15 protein-coding genes and 1 pseudogene are annotated in these 13,303 nt (G+C 68.6%); 10 read left to right on the forward strand and 6 right to left on the reverse strand.

Features of this window, described 5'->3' with window-relative positions; all coding sequences use genetic code 11:
- The first annotated feature begins 1 nt into the window (after position 1).
- The 7 genes from hisF (at position 2) to ACQ86G_RS12220 (ending at position 3,649) form a co-directional block, all read left to right on the forward strand.
- Positions 2-772 carry an imidazole glycerol phosphate synthase subunit HisF gene (gene hisF, locus ACQ86G_RS12190; RefSeq protein WP_088408420.1) on the forward strand — a complete coding sequence of 257 codons (771 nt, stop codon included), beginning with the start codon at positions 2-4 and terminating at the stop codon, positions 770-772.
- Entirely contained in the window at positions 769-1,464 is a 696-nt protein-coding gene (rsmD, locus tag ACQ86G_RS12195) for a 16S rRNA (guanine(966)-N(2))-methyltransferase RsmD (protein ID WP_431260797.1), read from the forward strand. Before hisF ends, rsmD begins: the two co-directional genes overlap by 4 nt.
- Positions 1,465-1,472: 8 nt before the next feature.
- Positions 1,473-1,982, forward strand: coding sequence for a pantetheine-phosphate adenylyltransferase (coaD, locus tag ACQ86G_RS12200; protein WP_431260798.1), 510 nt, complete (start codon positions 1,473-1,475; stop codon positions 1,980-1,982).
- A 3-nt stretch (positions 1,983-1,985) separates the two neighbouring features.
- Positions 1,986-2,240 carry a YfhL family 4Fe-4S dicluster ferredoxin gene (locus ACQ86G_RS12205; RefSeq protein WP_431260799.1) on the forward strand — a complete coding sequence of 85 codons (255 nt, stop codon included), beginning with the start codon at positions 1,986-1,988 and terminating at the stop codon, positions 2,238-2,240.
- Between the two features lie 131 nt (positions 2,241-2,371).
- Positions 2,372-2,875, forward strand: coding sequence for a Panacea domain-containing protein (locus ACQ86G_RS12210; protein WP_431260800.1), 504 nt, complete (start codon positions 2,372-2,374; stop codon positions 2,873-2,875).
- Positions 2,844-3,272: a hypothetical protein gene (locus ACQ86G_RS12215; protein WP_431260801.1), complete on the forward strand. Its 429-nt coding sequence runs from the start codon at positions 2,844-2,846 to the stop codon at positions 3,270-3,272. Before ACQ86G_RS12210 ends, ACQ86G_RS12215 begins: the two co-directional genes overlap by 32 nt.
- Positions 3,191-3,649 carry a hypothetical protein gene (locus tag ACQ86G_RS12220; RefSeq protein ID WP_431260802.1) on the forward strand — a complete coding sequence of 153 codons (459 nt, stop codon included), beginning with the start codon at positions 3,191-3,193 and terminating at the stop codon, positions 3,647-3,649. The genes ACQ86G_RS12215 and ACQ86G_RS12220 overlap by 82 nt, the downstream gene beginning before the upstream one ends.
- 39 nt (positions 3,650-3,688) lie before the next feature.
- Here the strand turns inward: ACQ86G_RS12220 and ACQ86G_RS12225 are convergent, their stop codons facing one another.
- The 4 genes from ACQ86G_RS12225 to ACQ86G_RS12240 form a co-directional block, all read right to left on the reverse strand.
- Positions 3,689-4,240, reverse strand: a complete 552-nt coding sequence (locus tag ACQ86G_RS12225) for a histidine phosphatase family protein (RefSeq protein ID WP_431260803.1) — start codon at positions 4,238-4,240, stop codon at positions 3,689-3,691.
- A gap of 2 nt (positions 4,241-4,242) precedes the next feature.
- Positions 4,243-5,037: an adenosylcobinamide-GDP ribazoletransferase gene (locus ACQ86G_RS12230; protein ID WP_431260804.1), complete on the reverse strand. Its 795-nt coding sequence runs from the start codon at positions 5,035-5,037 to the stop codon at positions 4,243-4,245.
- 165 nt (positions 5,038-5,202) lie between these two features.
- A complete protein-coding gene (locus ACQ86G_RS12235; protein ID WP_431260805.1) occupies positions 5,203-6,153 on the reverse strand; it encodes a DUF3369 domain-containing protein in 951 nt (316 codons plus the stop codon).
- A 68-nt stretch (positions 6,154-6,221) separates the two neighbouring features.
- Positions 6,222-7,244 carry a diguanylate cyclase domain-containing protein gene (locus ACQ86G_RS12240; protein WP_431260806.1) on the reverse strand — a complete coding sequence of 341 codons (1,023 nt, stop codon included), beginning with the start codon at positions 7,242-7,244 and terminating at the stop codon, positions 6,222-6,224.
- 237 nt (positions 7,245-7,481) lie between these two features.
- On the opposite strand from ACQ86G_RS12240, the gene ACQ86G_RS12245 reads away from it, so the two are divergent.
- The 3 genes from ACQ86G_RS12245 (at position 7,482) to ACQ86G_RS12255 (ending at position 11,406) form a co-directional block, all read left to right on the forward strand.
- Complete coding sequence (locus tag ACQ86G_RS12245; RefSeq protein ID WP_431260807.1) at positions 7,482-8,825, forward strand: MFS transporter; 1,344 nt, start codon at positions 7,482-7,484, stop codon at positions 8,823-8,825.
- A gap of 150 nt (positions 8,826-8,975) precedes the next feature.
- A complete protein-coding gene (locus tag ACQ86G_RS12250) occupies positions 8,976-9,893 on the forward strand; it encodes an amino acid ABC transporter substrate-binding protein (protein ID WP_431260808.1) in 918 nt (305 codons plus the stop codon).
- A 271-nt stretch (positions 9,894-10,164) separates the two neighbouring features.
- Positions 10,165-11,406: a hypothetical protein gene (locus ACQ86G_RS12255; protein WP_431260809.1), complete on the forward strand. Its 1,242-nt coding sequence runs from the start codon at positions 10,165-10,167 to the stop codon at positions 11,404-11,406.
- A gap of 42 nt (positions 11,407-11,448) precedes the next feature.
- Here the strand turns inward: ACQ86G_RS12255 and ACQ86G_RS12260 are convergent, their stop codons facing one another.
- Together ACQ86G_RS12260 and ACQ86G_RS12265 are read right to left on the reverse strand one after the other, a co-directional pair.
- On the reverse strand, positions 11,449-11,907 hold the full coding sequence (locus tag ACQ86G_RS12260) for a hypothetical protein (RefSeq protein WP_431260810.1): 459 nt from the start codon (positions 11,905-11,907) through the stop codon (positions 11,449-11,451).
- A pseudogene (locus ACQ86G_RS12265) lies at positions 11,894-13,205 on the reverse strand (hemolysin family protein). The gene ACQ86G_RS12260 and the pseudogene ACQ86G_RS12265 overlap by 14 nt, the downstream one beginning before the upstream one ends.
- Positions 13,206-13,303 lie beyond the last annotated feature (98 nt).

The raw sequence follows: 13,303 nt of genomic DNA on the forward strand, positions 1-13,303 counted from the left end.
GGTGCTGGCCAAGCGGATCATCCCGTGCCTGGACGTGACCGGCGGTCGCGTCGTCAAGGGCATCAATTTCGTCGAACTGCGCGACGCCGGTGATCCGGTCGAGATCGCGGCCCGCTACAACGAGCAGGGCGCCGACGAACTGACCTTCCTCGACATCACGGCGACCAGCGACGGCCGCGACCTGATCCTGCCGATCATCGAACGGGTGGCCTCGCAGGTCTTCATCCCGCTGACGGTCGGCGGCGGCGTGCGCTCGGTCGCCGACGTGCGCCGGCTGCTGAACGCGGGGGCGGACAAGGTGAGCTTCAATTCGGCGGCGGTGGCCGATCCCGAGCTGATCCGCGCGGCCTCCGACAAGTACGGTGCGCAGTGCATCGTCGTCGCCATCGACGCCAAGCGCCGTCAGAACGCCGACGGCAGCACCGGCTGGGATGTCTACACGCACGGCGGCCGCAAGAACACGGGCCTGGACGCCGTCGAGTGGGCGACGCGCATGGCTGAACTCGGCGCGGGCGAGATCCTGCTGACCAGCATGGACCGCGACGGCACCAAGAGCGGCTTCGACCTGGCGCTGACGCGCGCGGTGTCGGACGCGGTGGGCGTGCCGGTGATCGCGTCGGGCGGCGTGGGCTCGCTGCAGGACCTGGCCGACGGCATCACCAAGGGCGGCGCCGACGCGGTGCTGGCCGCGAGCATCTTCCATTACGGCGATCACACCGTCGGCGAAGCCAAGGCGCTGATGGCGTCTCAGGGCATCCCGGTCCGCCAATGAGCAACTCCAGCGGGCGAGCCAAGGGCCGTGAGCGCGATCAGTCGCCGGAGATCGACGGCCTGCGCCGGTCCGGGCGACCCGGTCCGCGGGTGACGGTGGGCGAGGGCGCGGTCAAGCCGCGTCCGCGCGAGGCGGGGCCGGGAGAGGTCCGCATCGTCGGGGGTGTCTGGAAGCGATCCAAGCTGCCGGTGCCGTACGTGGTCGGTCTGCGTCCGACGCCTGATCGGGTGCGGGAGACGCTGTTCAACTGGCTGGGGCAGGACCTGGCGGGCTGGCGGGTGCTGGACGCCTTCGCCGGCAGCGGGGCGCTCGGCTTCGAGGCCGCGTCGCGCGGCGCGACCGGCGTGACCTTGCTGGAACGCGACGCGACGCTCGCGAACGCGCTGCGCGCCAACCTCAAGCGTCTGGACAAGGACGGCACGGTGCCGATGACGATCGCGAACGCCGACGCGCTGGCCTGGATGCGTCGCGGGACGCCGGGGTCGTTCGACCTGATCTTCCTGGACCCCCCGTTCGCGGACGGTCTATTCGTCGATGCCCTCACCGCGGCGGCGCCGCTGCTGGCCGGGAACGGCCTGATCTACCTGGAGTCGCCGGAGGCCATCGAAGCGCCTGCCGCGCTGGGCTTGTCCGTATGGAAGGAAGGGCGTGCCGGGGCGGTGCATTACCGCCTGCTGCGCCGCGGCGGATAATCCGCCCCATGACCTCCCAGATCCTGCTGACGGCCGTCTACCCCGGCACCTTCGACCCGATGACCCTCGGCCACGAGGATCTGGTGCGTCGCGCCAGCCGGTTGTTCGAGCGCCTGGTGCTGGCGGTCGCGGCGGGCCATCACAAGAAGACGATGTTCAGCATCGCCGAGCGCCTGGACATGGCGCGCCAGCTGGTGGCGCCGTATCCGAACGTCGAGGTGGTGGCCCTCGACGGCCTGCTGAGCCACTTCGTGCTGGCCCACGGCGGCAAGGTGGTGGTGCGCGGGCTGCGGGCGGTCTCGGACTTCGAATACGAATTCCAGATGGCCGGCATGAACCGGCAGCTGATGCCCGAGGTCGAGACGGTCTTCCTGCCGCCGTCGGACAACTACCAGTTCGTCTCCTCGACCTTCGTGCGGGAGATCGCCACCCTCGGCGGCGAGGTGGCCAAGTTCGTCTCGCCGCTGGTGCGCGAGCGCCTGGCGGAGCGCGTCGCCAAGAACCGCGTGGAGCAGTAAGCCATGGCCTTGATGATCACCGACGAGTGCATCAACTGCGACGTCTGCGAGCCGGAGTGCCCCAACCACGCTATCTCGATGGGCGAGGAGTACTACCAGATCGAGCACAGCAAGTGCACGGAGTGCGTCGGGCATTTCGACGAGCCGCAGTGCGCGATGTTGTGCCCGGTGGCCTGCATCCCCGTCAATCCTGATCACGTCGAATCGCGCGAGACGCTGATGCAGAAGTACGTGCGGCTGACCCAGCAGACCGCTTGAGTCATTCGCCTACTTGAACGGGCAATTGAAGCGCCGCACGCCACGGCGCAAGATCACCGCCTTCTGATTCCGGACCTCGACAGAGCGTCGTGAGACCTGCCGGGATCGCTCCCCAAGGAAGGACGGTGGTGATGGCGGATATCAATGACGTCGCAGACTATCTGATCGTGCAGTTGAGCGAAGCGGGCGAGATGCCCAGCGTTCACCGGCTTCACAAGCTGCTTTATTTCATCCAGGGCTGGCATTTGGCGGTGCATGACAGGCCGCTCTTCCCGGAGCCTTTCCAGGCTTGGGTCCATGGTCCGATCTGCCGGCGGCTCTTCGACCGTTTTGCGGCGAGCCGTTCGCTCTATGCGGGCGTTGGCCTGGAGGACGTGCGCGACTGCTTCGCGGCCGGCGCACTCACGGCTGAGGAGCGCAATCACATCGACAAGGTGATCGATGGATATGGCATCTATCCGACCTTCCAGCTCATGCGCATGTCGAGGGAAGACTCTCCCTGGCTGAGGGCCCGAGGCCGACTGCCCATTGAGGCCCGCTGCGAGGCGGAGCTGGACGACGACGAGATGCGCAAGTGCTTCCGGGCACAGATGGAGGAGACCGATGAAGTTCAAGCCCGTCTGTCGGCCGCTTGAGCGCGGCTACCGGCCGCCGGAAGGTCGCGGGGGAGATGCCGAGACGACGCATCCGTCCATGCGGCGCACGCGCACGTCGAAAAATCCTCCTTGGTCCTTCGGCTTTCGGCTCTTCCGGGAGATCAAGTACTTCGGTTTCGAGTCTGCCGAGATCGACCGGCGTTGGCTCGTCTCGGTACTTCATCGACTGAGCGAGCTCTCCGGTCTCCGTGTCCTCGATGTGATGAACGATCGATCGCTGCGCGAAGGCACCCTGCGGATCCATGACATCGATTGGGCGGCCAAGAGTATCCCGATCCGTCCCGAGGATCTCGATTGGATCGATCAGGATCAGCATCGACCAGGCAGCGAGTTCGTTCTATTGCAGATCGCGATATCCAAGGCGGGGGACGCCTGATCGGCTTCTTCGACGCCGACGAGATCTTCCAGATCGTGCTCTTCGATCCGCTGCACAACGCCCAGCCCAGCAAATACAACGACTACAAGAAGGTCCGTCTGTCCAAGCCGCTCGGCTGCGAGGTGACTGCACTGCGGCATGAAGTCGCGCAGGTGATGGCGAAGAGCCGTGAGCGCGCGTGCGGATGTGAGATCGACCTTGCTGCCGCGCTGCAATGGCGCCGCGACCAGCGTGGCAGCGCGATCGTCATGCCGGTCATCGACGGCACCGAGATCGAGGACGCCGACCAGCTCATCGCCGAAGGCCGAGTCGGCAGCTACCGAGACATCTTTGCAGCCGGCCTCGTGGCTGTGTTGGAGAGACGTCTCGATAGCTGAAGACGAAGCTGAGGAGGCGCCCGCAGCGGACTTCGGAACTCAGAGTTCCCAGCGCTCCGAGTAGTCGGGCGGCCGCGGCCATTGATCGGCTTGAGGCGGTTGGTCGCGATGCTCTCGCGCCCACCGCCTCGCCAGCATCCACCCGCCGTGGCTGACGACCAGCGCCCCGCCTGACCACGTCGAGGCGCGTTCGAGCAAGGCCGTCAGCGACTCGCCGCCCTCTGGCGCGAAGCGCGCGAAGTCCGCGACCCAGGCGTCGATCTCATGCTTCGGAATCTCCGCCCACGGCCGGCCATCCCACGCGCCGAAGTCGATCTCCGCGAGCGCCGCATCGATGCGATGCCGCCATCCCCATCGCTTGAGCCAGCGTCCGACGTCCGCGCAACGCCGCATGGGCGATGTCCACACCTCTTGCGGCAACCGGTGGCGTCGCGCGTGGGCCTGGATGCGCCGCGCGAGCCGCTTGGCGCGGCGGCGCTCGACCGACAGGTCGCAGCGCGCGCCGACGCACAAGCCCTTCGCCCCTTCTGGCCGCGGATGCCGCCAGACGGTGACCTGGATGCCGGCGCCGACGCTGGCAGGGGGAGCCATCGTCAATCCGCCGGGAACAGCGGCGCCATCGCCAGGAACGCCAGCAGCGCGCCCAGCTCCACGACCTGCTGCGTCGCACCGAGCGTGTCGCCGGTGTAGCCCTGCAGGCGGCGTTCCAGCATCGACTGCATGTAGAAGGTCAGTCCCGCGGAGACCACCACCGCCGCCAGCATCTCGGGCACGTTCTCTGGCGTGATCCACGCGCCGGCGACCGTCGCGAGCACCACCAGCGCCAGCGCGATGGCAAGGCCTGGCCCGCTGATCTGCATCGCCAGGGGTTTCGCCTTCGCGTGTTCGGCATCGCCGGCGTAGGGCAGGGCGTGCAGCAGCCACACCGGCGCCGCGCGCGAGGCGACGTGCGCCCACACGAGGGCGAGCATCGCGAGCGTCGGATCGATGTCCGCGAGTCCCAGCAGCACGGTCGCCTTCAGGCCCAGCACGAGGATCAGGCCCAGCGCGCCGTAGCTGCCGATGCGCGAGTCCTTCATGATCGTCAGCGCCTTCTCGCGCGAGACCGCGCCGCCGAGCGCATCGCAGCTGTCGGCCAGTCCGTCCTCATGGAAGCCGCCGGTCAGCCAGACGCTGGCCGCCATCGCCAGTCCCACGGCGACGGTGGCCGGGAACAGTTGGAGCGCGCCCCAAAGCACCAGTGCCGAGAAGCCGCCGATCACCGCGCCGACGAGCGGGAAGTAGCGCGCGCACTGCTGCAGCCACGCGGGTTCGAACCCGACCCAGCGCGGCACGGGCACGCGCGTGAAGAACTGCAGGGCGACGAAGAAGAGGCGGACTTGATGCATGGACGCGGAAGGGAAAACCGGCCGCGATGATACGAGCCGCCCGCCACAGATCGCTCGGTCCGGGGTCAGCGAGCGCTGGTGGGGCCGGAATGGGGCTTGGGGTCCCTGGAGGGGCGCCCCATGCCCCGTGGAGAGCCCGCGCCAGGCTTCCCGCGGTCGGTCGCTTCAGTGCGCCCGATCCCGCTCCAGCAGCCCCTCATACGCGATCGCGACGTTGGCACAGAAGATGTCGAGCATCTCCCGGCCCTCGTCGTCGAGCGGATCCGACAGCACCATGTACAGCAGGCTCTCATTGCCCGAGTGCGTGCGGTAGTAGCCGATGAAGCGGCCGTGCTCGAAGCTGCTTTCGCGGGTCGACAGCGCGCGGTCGAGCGCTTCGCGGACATCGGTGGGCAGGTCGGTCACCTGGGCGTCGGCGAGCAGGCCCTGGTATTCCGACGTCGCGGCCAGCACCTGCAGCCGGCCTTGCGCGTGCGACGCCGCGTACATGCGGCTCGCGCAGAGGCCCTGTGCCTGATAGCCGAGCATGTGCCCGACCTGCTCCAGCAACGCCGAGGCGAAATGGCGCAGGTTGCTCGAGTCGTGGATCTGCGTGATCGCGTCGATCGAGCGCCGCAGCGCCGCGCGCGACTGCGACAGGATCACGATGTCGCGGTACGAGCGCAGCGCCGAGTAGAAGACCGTGATCAGCTTGCGCTTGGTCAGTTCGGTCTTCTCCTTGTAGTCGTTGATGTCGTAGGTCTTGATGACGTGCTCTTCGGGCGCCTGACCCGGCTGCCCGGTGCGCAGCACGATGCGCACGTGGCTGTTGCGCAGCTCCTCGCGGATGAAACGCGCCACGTCCAGTCCCGCGTGTTCCGACTCCATCACCACGTCCAGCAGGATCAGCGCGATGTCCTGACGGTCGCGCAGCAGATCGCGCGCTTCCGCACCGTTGTAGGCATTGAGGAACTGCAGTTTCCGACCTGCGAACTCGAAGTCCGCCATGACCAGCTGGGTCACCTGATGCACCGCCGGGTCGTCGTCGACGATCATCACCAGCCACGGGGCTAGCGGGCGCGAGCGGGCGTCTTCTCCGGGATCGGGCAGCTCGTCGGCGAACACCATGTCGGTCATCGGTTCCTCCCTGCTGATTTTGTTGCGGGCCATTATCAACAGCCGGGGTGACATGGGAAGCCTGGAATTCAGCAGGACGGCTCCAGCGGCATCGGGCCGGTGCGGTCCCGGCCTTGCCGCGTGCGTTTGGCCTCGTACATCCGCATGTCGGCGCATTCCATCAGCGCCGTCGCGTCGCGCCAATCCTCCGGACAGCGCGAGGCCCCCATGCTGGCCCGCAACGGGAGGACACGATCGATGTAGGTGAAGGCCCCCTCGACGGCGGCGTGGATGCGCTGGAGCGTGGCCTCCAGCGTCGCCGCGGATCCCGCATGGGTCAGCAGGATCGCGAACTCGTCGCCGCCCAGCCGCGCGACCGTGTCCGATTCGCGCGTGGTGCCCGCGAGGCGGCGGCTGAACTCGATCAGCGCCGCGTCGCCCGCCGCATGGCCCAGCGTGTCGTTGATGTGCTTGAGGCCGTCCATGTCCAGCAGCACGATGGCGATCGGCGGATCACCGCGCTCGACCTCCGCGGTGGCGTGACGCAGCCGGTCCATGAACAGCGAGCGGTTGGCCAGCCCGGTCATGTCGTCGTGCGTGGCGCGATGGAACAGGTCGTCGCGCCCGTAGCGCGTGGCCCAGTACATCGCCGCGCCCAGTACCTTGGACATCAGCGACAGCACCTCCACCTCGCGGTTGCCGAAGTTGCGGATGCGGGACGAGAACGCCTTGAGCACGCCGACCGGCGTGCCCTGGTGGGAGAGCGGCAGCACGACCATCGAGCGCAGGCCCACGCGCCGGCAGGCCTCGAGGTCGACCCGGCTGTCCGTATCGACGTCCTCGCAGATCAGCGGGATGCCCTGGCGCAGGCAGGTGCCGGAGAGGCTGCCGTCGCGGCGCACGCGCACGCCGAGTTGATGGCTGGCGGCGCCGGCGACGGCCCGGTAGACCAGGTCTTCGCCCTCGGCCAGCTCGATGGCGGCGCCGTCGGCGTCGACCAGTTCCAGCGTGCCGTGGACCGACAGCGACATCACGCCGGCCAGGTCCAGCCCGAGCTGGGCCACCTGGCTGTGGATCTCGATGATGCGGAGTAGCGCTTCCCGGCTCGGCATCGACCGCCCCGAAAGGACCCGCTCCCTGGCCCACGACGGCCACCACCGCGCGCGCACTGGGTGCGTCGATGCGCGGGACCACCTGCCGTCGTGCCGCCAGTCTAGACCTGACCTCCGCGCGATTCACCCCCCGTTTCCGGTGACGTTGCGGCGCGGCACCGCCGCGTCTCGGGGAATCTCCCGATGGGGGCCATGTCTTTACGCTGCGGATACGCGGGATGCGCAGAATCGCGCCCCATGTCAGAAAACAAATCGTTCCCGGCTGCCGATGCAGCCCCCGCCGGCGCCCGTCCTGCGAACCACACGACGGGCGCGTCCGCCGCACCGGCCGCTCCCGCGGCGATCGTGCCGTTCACGTCGTACCAGAAGCTCGCCGCCGGGCTGATGGCGCTGCTGCAGTTCTCCGTGGTGCTGGACTTCATGATCATGTCGCCGCTGGGCGTGATGATCATGCCGGCGTTGAACATGAGCTCCGGCCAGTTCGGCCTGGCCGTCTCCGCCTATGCGTTCAGCGCCGGCATCGCCGGGCTGCTGACGGCGGGCTTCGCCGACCGCTTCGACCGCAAGCGCCTGCTGCTGTTCTTCTTCTGCGGCTTCCTGCTGGGCACGCTGTGGTGCGGCCTGGCGACGAGCTTCGCCTCGCTGCTGGCGGCGCGCATCGTCACCGGGCTGTTCGGCGGCGTCATCGGCTCCATCGTCATGGCGATCACCGCCGACCTGTTCCCGCCGGCGCAGCGCGGCCGTGTGATGGGGCTGCTGCAGGGCGGCTTCGCGGCCAGCCAGGTGCTGGGGCTGCCGTTCTCGATCTTCCTGGCCTCGCGCTTCGACTGGCATGCGCCGTTCATCGCGATCGTGCTGTTCGGGCTGCTCGCCGCGCTGGTGATCGCCTTCAAGCTCCAGCCGGTGAACGCGCACCTCGGCGCGGCCGGTACCGGCCAGCACAGCGCGGCGCGGCACCTGTTCCAGACGGTGCGCATCCCGCGCCAGCAGCTGGCCTTCGCGCTGACGGCGCTGCTGACCACCGGCGGCTTCATGCTGATGCCGTTCGCGAGCGCCTTCGTCGTGCACAACGTCGGCATCCCGCTGGACCATCTGCCGATCATCTACCTGATCACCGGCATCTGCACGCTGGTGTTCTCGCCGCTGATCGGCCGCCTGTCCGACCGCATCGGCGCGATGCCGGTGTTCTATGCGGGCTGCGCCATCACCATCGCCACGGTCGCGTTCTACACGCACCTCGGCGCGTCGCCGCTGTGGGTGCTGATCGTGGTCAACGTGGTGATGTTCGTGGGCATCTTCTCGCGCATGATCCCGGCGCAGGTGACGCTGGCCGGCGTGCCCGCGCCGGAGCAGCGCGGCTCGTTCAACGCGATCAACTCGGCGCTGCAGCAGCTGGCCGGCGGGCTGGCCTCGCTCGTGGCCGGGCACATCGTGCACATCGGACCGGACGGCCACGTCAACGACTTCCCGTACGTGGGCTACGTCGTCATCGCCTCGACGCTGGTCGCGGCGCTGCTGATGCGCCAGCTCGTGCGCGGCAAGCCGGCAGGCGGCGTGCCGGCAGCGGCCAAACCGCATTGAGTTCGCCCATCGATCCGTGAGGGAAGTCACGGATCGGTCCGCCATCTTGCGAAACTGTCTAGAGTGAGCCCTCGAGCAGGGGGCATTGGTTACACGCGGGGAACATCCGCTCCCTAGAATTCAGGGTTTCCACCGACCCGGAATTCGACCATGTCCACCGCGATCCGGCGCCTGAGCGGCGCATTCGTCCTGTCCGCCGCTGCGCTGACGTCGCTGTCGGCGGCCGCCGCCGGCCCCGTCGTCGACACGATGGCCCGCATCAAGGAGTCCAAGTCGATCACGCTGGGCGTGCGCGAGGCGTCGCGTCCGTTCTCGTTCGTCAACGAGCAGAAGCAGGGTCAGGGTTACTCGGTCGACCTGTGCCTGCAGGCCGTCGACGAGATCAAGAAGGAACTGAAGCTCCCCGAGCTGAAGGTCAACTACGTCGTCGTCTCCGGCGCCGACCGCATCCCGAAGCTGCAGAAGGGCGAGATCGACCTGGAATGCGGCTCGACGACCAACACGAAGGCGCGTCAGGAGCAGGTCGACTTCAGCTACACGATCTTCGTCGCGGGCATGCGCGTGCTGATCCCGAACGGTGCCAAGGTCGACTCGATCAAGGACCTGGACGGCATGACGATCGCGCTGGCCAAGGGCACGACCTCGGAGAAGCTGTTCACGCAGCTGAACAGCTCCGGCGAGGCCAAGATGCAGCTGGTGCAGTACCCCAACAACACCGACGCGTTCAAGGCGCTGCGCGAGGGCAAGGCCCGCGCGTTCGCGCAGGACGATGCGCTGCTGCTGGGCCTGGCGTCCAAGGACAAGGCGCTGGACAGCCTGAGCCTGGGTCAGATGGCGTTCTCGGTCGAGCCCTACGGCATCATGATGCGCAAGGGCGACGCCAAGCTGGCGGCGGCCGTGGACCGCGCGCTGAGCCGCGTCTACGGCAGCGGCGAGATCGAGCAGCTCTACAACAAGTGGTTCCAGACCTCGGCGCTGTCGATCCCGATGAACCGCCTGACGCGCGACGGCTTCAAGCGGCCGAACCGCGAAGCCGGCGTGGCGATGCTGCTGGGCTACTCGATCTGATCGTCGATCCGGGCGGCGATCCGGGCGATCCGTCCGGATCCTGATGAGCAAGCGGACCTTCGGGTCCGCTTTGCATTGGTGGGTCGGAAACGCTGGCCCGGGGGCAAGACCTGGACCCGCGTGGCCCGGTCGGACTCCCTAGCCCTTGGGGGATGCATTCGTGCGCATCGCCGGGACACTGCGCGCTTCCAGTTTCTGCAGGAAGTCCATGCGCTGTCCCGACCTCGTCCGCCGTTGCTCGTCGTCCCTGGGGCGAGCAGCCATCGCCGCCGTGTTGTCGGCGCCGCTGCTGCCTGCGCTGGCCCTGGAGGTCCCGTCCGGCTGGACGCAGCGCGTGCATGAAGACGGGCTGCTGCTGCAACCCGCTGACCTGCCGCCGGGCCAGGTGATGCAACTCTGGGTCGCGCCGCCGGTGGACGTCGGGCGCGAGGACGGTGTCGCCGCGCTCGCGCGCATCAAGGATCCGATGCGCGGCCTGGGCGCCGCGGGTCAGCCGACCTGCAGGACGCCGCAGACGCTGCAGGCCGGCGTGGTGCTCCAGAACTGCGTGGCGACGGTGAACGGCGCGCCGGTCGAGACGCAGATCTACCTGCGCCCGGCGCGCGACGGCCAGGTCGAATGGCTGCGGATCGCGTTCTCGCAGGATGAGGCGCTGCTGCAGCGTTACGGCGGAGGGTTGAAGACGCTGTCCTCGAAGTCCAATGAGCTGTGGCCCGCGTTGAAGGCCCTGGCCGGGGACGCGCGTCGCCAGCGCGAGGCCGCCGAGCGGGCGGCCACGCTGGAGCGCCGTGCCGCCGCCGATCGCGCGATCCACGTCGCGCCGGGCAAGGGCGTGGCGGAGCGCGACATCGCCTTCCTGCTCTGGACCTGGTACCAGCCCAGCGGCGAGAGCCTGGTGGAGAACCTCCACCTGCTGCTGAAGGACGGCACCGGCTACCGCAACCTCGACCTGCCGCCCGACGAGCTCGACATGGCCGCGGCGCGGAAGGTCAAGCCGGAGCGCGTCATCCAGTGGCGCCGCAGCGGCGGCGACTGGCAGATCAGGGAGCACGACGAGAAGGACTGGCGCACGATCCGCGGCACGCCGGCGACCCCGGCCTCGGCGGGCCAGCGGCTCGACGGGACGTTCACGCACTCCTGGTACAGCATCCTGGGCGGCGGCAGCTCGCAGCAGCGCTTCCACTTCCAGCCGGACGGCAGCTTCGAGCAGACCGGCAAGTCGGTCTTCGGCACCGGCGCGATGGCGGCGGCGAACGGCGTGGCGGGAATGGCGACGAACACCTACTCGCGCGGCGGCAGCACGACGACCTCGTCGGTCAGCGCGGCCGGGGCGGGCGCGGGCGGCGCGCAGCGACAGCGTCGCAACGGCGCCGACTTCGTCGGCAGCTATCGGCTCGACCGTTGGGCCATGGTCGTCGAGCGCGAGAACGGCGAGCAGGAGCGGGTGCTGTTCGCGTTCAATGGCGACAGGCAGCGGGCGGTGTTCATCAAGGACATGGGCTATTCGAAGTAGCGGCCATCGGCCGGGACCGTGCGGCGATCCCGGCCTCGGAGGCTATCTTGCGGTGGTGCCTTTCGCGCAATCCCTGATCAGCAGGTCCACCAGCAGGCTCCCTTGCGTCGCATAGGTCCACTTGTCCGTCTTGAGCAGGATCGCGATGGGCCGGGCGGCATCGATCGAGCGATCGATCAACGCGACGTCGTAGGTCTTCGCCTCGTTGTCGAAGACCACCTCCGCATCCATCGATCGCCTGAGCGTCACCGCCACGCGCCGCCTGTCCTTCCCGCTGCCTTGCTCGACCTCCAGCGCGCACCCCTCGCGCAGCGCATAGCGCCAGCGCGGGCCGGGCGCGTCGCGGCCGACGACGTTGAGCTCGGCGACGCGCTCGGCGTTGCTCATGTCGAAGGGACTGACCAGCGGCCGGTCCTCGCCGGGATAGCCCTCCGAACACGACACGAGCAGCGGCGCCGATACCAGCACGACCGCCACCCGCGCGACGTCACGCCACGACATCGGCAACCTCCGCGACCTCCGCCACGCGTGACGCCAGCACCTTGTCGATGGTCTTGCCGTCCATGTCGACGATCTCGAAGCGCCAGCCTTCCCACTCGACCGTGTCCGCCTCGCGCGGCAGACGGCCGGTGAGCAGCATCATCATCCCGCTGAGCGTGTGATAACGGCCGCGTTCCTCCTCCGGCACCTCATCGAGTTCCAGGCGGTCCTTCAACTCCGGCACCGGGATGTGGCCGTCGAGCAGCCACGAGCCGTCCTCGCGCTGCACCGCCCACGCCGACGCCGGATCGCGCGGCTGGAACTCGCCGGTGATCGCCTCGACCAGGTCGTGCAGCGTGACCAGGCCCTGGACTTCGCCGTACTCGTCGATGACGAAGGCCATGTGCACCGCCGACAGGCGGAAGTTGGGCCAGCAGCTCCATGCCGGTCAGCGTCTCCGGCACGTACAGCGCGGGCGCGAGGCGCTCGTCCAGGCGCGGCTGGCGCTGACGCAGCATCTCCGACAGCAGCTGGCGCGCGTTCACCACGCCGACGATGTCGTGCAGCCCGCCGCGCACGACCGGGAACAGCGCGTGGTCCGAGGCCTCGATGCGCGCAAGGGTCGTCTCCATCGGATCGTTCAGGTCCAGGCAGACCACGTCGCGGCGCGACACCATCAGCGAGCCGATCTGGCGGTCGTCCAGGCGGAAGACGTTGCGCACCATCGCGTGCTCGTGGGACTCGATGACGCCGGCGCTGGTGCCTTCGGCGAGCACGGCGTGGATCTCTTCCTCGGTGACGTTGAAGGCCGCCGACTGCTTCACGCCGAGCAGGCGCAGCAGCGCGTTGGTCGAGCCGGACAGCAGGCGCACGAATGGCTTGGTCGCGACGGCCAGCGCCGCGATCGGGCGCGCGACCAGGCGCGCGACCGCCTCGGGGTTGGACTGGCCGAGGCGCTTGGGCACCAGCTCGCCCAGCACGATCGAGAAGTAGGTGATCAGCACGACGACCAGGCCGGTCGCGGCGCCGCTGGCGTACTCCGCCGGCACGCCGTGGGAGGTGATCCAGAGCGCCAGCGGCCCGGCCAGCGCGGCCTCGCCGACGATGCCGTTGAGCACGCCGATCGAGGTGATGCCGATCTGGATGGTCGACAGGAAGCGGGTGGGATCCTCCCCCAGCTTGACGGCCGCGGCGGCGGCGCTGTCGCCGTCGTCGATGAGTTTCTGCAGGCGCGCGCGGCGCGCGGTGACCAGTCCGATCTCGGACATGGCGAACAGGCCGTTGAGCAGGATGAGGAAGAAAAGTAAGGCGATTTCCATGATGGATGAGGAAGGAGCGCGGCTCCACTGGCCCTCGAGGTCGAGGGGCGAGGTGGAGACGACGCGGACGCACGCGATCGCGGAATGCGCGACGCGTG

This window comes from Roseateles chitinivorans (assembly GCF_050632145.1).
Lineage (GTDB): Bacteria > Pseudomonadota > Gammaproteobacteria > Burkholderiales > Burkholderiaceae_C > Roseateles > Roseateles chitinivorans_B.